This window comes from Pseudomonas brassicae (genome assembly GCF_010671725.1).
GTDB classification, from domain to species: domain Bacteria; phylum Pseudomonadota; class Gammaproteobacteria; order Pseudomonadales; family Pseudomonadaceae; genus Aquipseudomonas; species Aquipseudomonas brassicae.
Genome location: NZ_JAAHBU010000502.1, coordinates 1 through 4,030, shown reverse-complemented (window position 1 = coordinate 4,030; position 4,030 = coordinate 1). Strand labels below are relative to the sequence as shown.

Below are 4,030 nucleotides of genomic sequence, written 5' to 3'. Positions count from 1 at the left end.
GCTTGCCAGCGAAGCTCTTCATCTGATTTGAGGGTACGACCATGTCACTCAGCGTCTTCGACCTGTTCAAGATCGGCATCGGCCCCTCCAGCTCCCACACCGTCGGCCCGATGCGCGCCGCCGCACGCTTTGCCGAAGGGCTGCGCCGCGACCAGTTGCTGGCCGCGACCGCCAGCGTCAAGGTCGAGCTGTATGGCTCGCTCGGTGCCACCGGCAAGGGCCACGGCAGCGACAAGGCGGTGCTGCTCGGCCTTGAAGGCGAGCACCCCGACAGCGTCGATACCGACAGCATTCCCCTACGCCTGCAGGCCATCCGCAGCAGCGGTCAACTGAACCTGCTGGGCGAACACACCATCGCCTTCGCTGAAAAACAGCACCTGGCAATGATCCGCAAGCCGCTGGCGTTCCACCCCAACGGCATGATCTTTCGTGCATTCGATCACGCCGGCCTGCAGATCCGCAGCCGCGAGTACTACTCGGTGGGGGGCGGCTTCGTGGTCGACGAAGGCGCGGCCGGCGCCGACCGCATCGTCGAAGACAGTACCGTGCTGGCCTACCCCTTCACGACCGCCCGGCAGTTGCTTGGCCACTGCACCACGCACGGCCTGAGCATCAGCCAGGTGATGCTGGCCAACGAGGCCGCCTGGCGCCCCGAAGCCGATACCCGCAGCGGCCTGCTGAAGATCTGGCAGGTGATGCAGGACTGCGTCGCGGCGGGCTGTCGCAACGAAGGCATCCTGCCCGGTGGGCTCAAGGTCAAGCGGCGCGCCGCCGCACTCTACCGCCAGCTGTGCGCCCACCCCGAAGCGAGCCTGCGCGATGCGCTATCGGTACTCGACTGGGTGAACCTGTATGCACTGGCGGTCAACGAAGAAAACGCCTACGGCGGACGCGTGGTCACCGCCCCCACCAACGGCGCCGCCGGCATCGTGCCAGCAGTGTTGCACTACTACATGCGCTTCATCAGCGGTGCCAACGAGGACGGCGTGGTGCGCTTTCTGCTCACTGCCGCCGCCATCGGCATTCTGTACAAGGAGAACGCCTCGATCTCCGGTGCCGAAGTGGGTTGCCAGGGCGAAGTCGGGGTGGCCTGCTCGATGGCTGCCGGCGCCCTGTGCGAAGTCATGGGCGGCACGGTGCAGCAGGTGGAAAACGCTGCCGAGATCGGCATGGAACACAACCTGGGGCTGACCTGCGACCCGATCGGCGGGCTGGTGCAGGTGCCCTGTATCGAGCGCAACGCGATGGGCTCGGTCAAGGCGATCAATGCAGTGCGCATGGCCCTGCGCGGCGACGGGCAACACTTCGTCTCGCTCGACAAGGTGATCCGCACCATGCGCCAGACCGGCGCCGACATGAAAAGCAAATACAAGGAGACCGCCCGCGGCGGTCTGGCCGTCAACATCATCGAGTGCTGACCACCTCAAGCCTCTACAAGGAGTCATCAATGACCACCGAAACACTGCTGCACACCCCGCTGCACGCCTTGCACCTGGAACTGGGCGCACGCATGGTACCGTTTGCCGGCTACGACATGCCCGTGCAGTACCCGCTGGGCGTAATGAAGGAACACCTGCACAGCCGCGAACAGGCCGGCCTGTTGACGTGTCGCACATGGGCCAGATCCGCCTGGTGGGCGCCGCTGCCGCCAAGGCGCTGGAGACCCTGGTGCCGGTCGACATCATCGACCTGCCGGTAGGCATGCAGCGCTATGCGATGTTCACCAACGAACAGGGCGGCATCCTCGATGACCTGATGGTCGCCAACCTGGGCAACGACGAGCTGTTCCTGGTGGTCAATGCGGCGTGCAAGGAGCAGGACCTGGCCCACCTGCGCCAGCACATCGGCACGCAGTGCACGATCGAGCCGCTGTTCGAGGCACGTGCCCTGCTGGCACTGCAAGGCCCGGCGGCGGTCAAGGTGCTGGAGCGCCTGGCGCCCGAAGTGGCCGGCATGACCTTCATGCAGTTCAAGCCGGTGCACCTGCTGGGCGCGGACTGCTATGTGAGCCGCTCGGGCTACACCGGCGAAGACGGCTTCGAGATCAGCGTGCCGAGCGCCAGTGCCGAGGCCTTGGCGCGCCACCTGCTGGAGCAGCCGGAAGTGGCCGCCATCGGCCTGGGCGCACGCGACTCGCTGCGCCTGGAAGCCGGCCTGTGCCTGTACGGGCACGACATGAACAGCAACACCACGCCGATCGAAGCCAGCCTGCTGTGGGCCATTTCCAAGGTGCGCCGTGCCGATGGCGCACGTGCCGGGGGGTTCCCCGGTGCCGAGGCGATCTTTGCCCAGCAGCAACAAGGCGTCGCGCGCAAACGCGTAGGCCTGCTGCCACAGGAGCGTACCCCGGTGCGTGAAGACGCCGAGATCGTCGACGAGGCCGGCAACACGATCGGCAAAGTGTGCAGTGGCGGGTTCGGGCCGACACTGGGCGGCCCGTGGCCATGGGTTATGTCGACACCGCACTGGCTGCACTTGATACACCGGTGTGGGCCATCGTTCGCGGCAAGCGCGTGGCGATGCAAGTGAGCAAGATGCCCTTTGTTGCACAACGCTACTACCGCGGTTGAAACAGGCTGTGAAGACGCGTTCGGGATATTCGTTTTCGAACGCGTTTTATAACCTTCGAACAGCATGAAAACAGCAACTGCGAACGCCGCCGGGGTAAACCGCAAGGCCCCGTCGTGCGGCGCTCTGCGGGGCTTGTTTTTGCAATCGGAATGAGTGTAGATTCACCCCACTGTGTTTGCATGGGTCGCAATGGTTCGTGACCTGGGCAGTAGCGCTGAGTGTTGCTACAACCCGTTCGACGTCTCTTACTTTCCTGCAACCCAGCCCAGTACGCTTTCAATGCAAAGTGACTGTTATTAATTTCAAGTTCCAAAGGAAATAAGAAAATGGCTGAACGTCAGAGCGGTACCGTCAAGTGGTTTAACGACGAGAAAGGTTTTGGTTTCATCACTCCCGAAAGCGGTCCGGATCTGTTCGTGCACTTCCGCGCTATTCAGGGCAATGGCTTCAAGAGCCTGAAAGAAGGCCAGAAAGTGACCTTCGTTGCCGTGCAAGGCCAAAAAGGCATGCAGGCTGACGAAGTGCAAGCCGAAGCCTGATCTTCATCAACAAAAGAGCCCCTGCTGGTAACAGCAGGGGCTTTTTTGTGTGCGCAATTCCGTAGAATGGGCGCTTTGCCATCCGGAGCCTGAGTGCATGCCCAAGCAACTTCTACAACCGCAGGGCGCGTTCCCTGCGGCCGGCCTGGGCCGTCGCCTGGCCGCCATGTTCTATGATTTCCTGCTGTGCACTGCGCTGCTGATGGTGACGACGCTGGTGTACAAGATGGTGCAGATGGCGATCATCGGCCAGACGCGCATGCGCGCCTTGACCGAGGCCGGCGCGCTGGATGGCGACCCGCTGCTGTCGACGATCCTGTTGTTCATGCTGTTCGGCTTCTTCGCCAAGTTCTGGACCCATGGCGGGCAGACCCTGGGCATGCAGGTGTGGGGTATTCGGGTGCAGAACGCCGATGGCAGCGCGATCAGCCTGTGGCAGGCGCTGTTGCGCTTCGTGGTGTCGATTGCGTCGTGGTTGTGCCTGGGGGCAGGGTTCGTGTGGTCGCTGGTGGACAAGCAGAAGCGGGCCTGGCATGACATGTATTCAGAGACGCAGTTGGTGCGCATACCCAAGCGCAGCAAGTAGATCGGCGGCGCCCCTTTCGCTGGCAAGCCAGCTCCCACAGGGATATCAGTGACCTCAAGAGCACTGCTGTACCTGTGGGAGCTGGCTTGCCAGCGAAGGGGGCGACGCAGTTCAAGCACTATGCCAACACGGCGCCCACTGCCCTGACCAGCTGCTGCAACTCAGGCGCATCACCCTCGATCCGTACCGCCAGCCCCTCGATCTCGCGACGTGGCGGGTACTGCTTGCGCAGCACGTCGAAGGCCAGCCGCTGCGCCTGCGGGTCGGCGCTCAGGCTGCGGCGAAAATCCGCATCGTCACGGCGCGGGTCGTGCACCCGCGCGGCACAGCGTGC

Annotated in this window: 3 protein-coding genes and 2 pseudogenes; 4 read left to right on the top strand and 1 reads right to left on the bottom strand. The window is 63.5% G+C overall.

Annotated elements, in window-relative coordinates; translation table 11 throughout:
• Window positions 1–41: 41 nt before the first annotated feature.
• The 4 genes and pseudogenes from G3436_RS25320 (at window position 42) to G3436_RS25305 (ending at window position 3,696) form a co-directional block, all read left to right on the top strand.
• Window positions 42–1,418 (top strand): L-serine ammonia-lyase, encoded by a 1,377-nt coding sequence (locus tag G3436_RS25320; protein WP_163950888.1) that lies wholly within the window; start codon window positions 42–44, stop codon window positions 1,416–1,418.
• Window positions 1,419–1,447: 29 nt separating this feature from the next.
• Window positions 1,448–2,570 (top strand): annotated as a pseudogene (gcvT, locus tag G3436_RS25315) (glycine cleavage system aminomethyltransferase GcvT).
• 327 nt (window positions 2,571–2,897) lie between these two features.
• Window positions 2,898–3,110, top strand: a complete 213-nt coding sequence (locus G3436_RS25310; protein WP_027902257.1) for a cold-shock protein — start codon at window positions 2,898–2,900, stop codon at window positions 3,108–3,110.
• Window positions 3,111–3,207: 97 nt separating this feature from the next.
• A complete protein-coding gene (locus G3436_RS25305) occupies window positions 3,208–3,696 on the top strand; it encodes an RDD family protein (protein WP_163950886.1) in 489 nt (162 codons plus the stop codon).
• A 118-nt stretch (window positions 3,697–3,814) separates the two neighbouring features.
• On the opposite strand, the pseudogene G3436_RS25300 reads toward G3436_RS25305, so the two are convergent.
• A pseudogene (locus G3436_RS25300) lies at window positions 3,815–4,030 on the bottom strand (DUF3410 domain-containing protein); the annotation flags it as partial.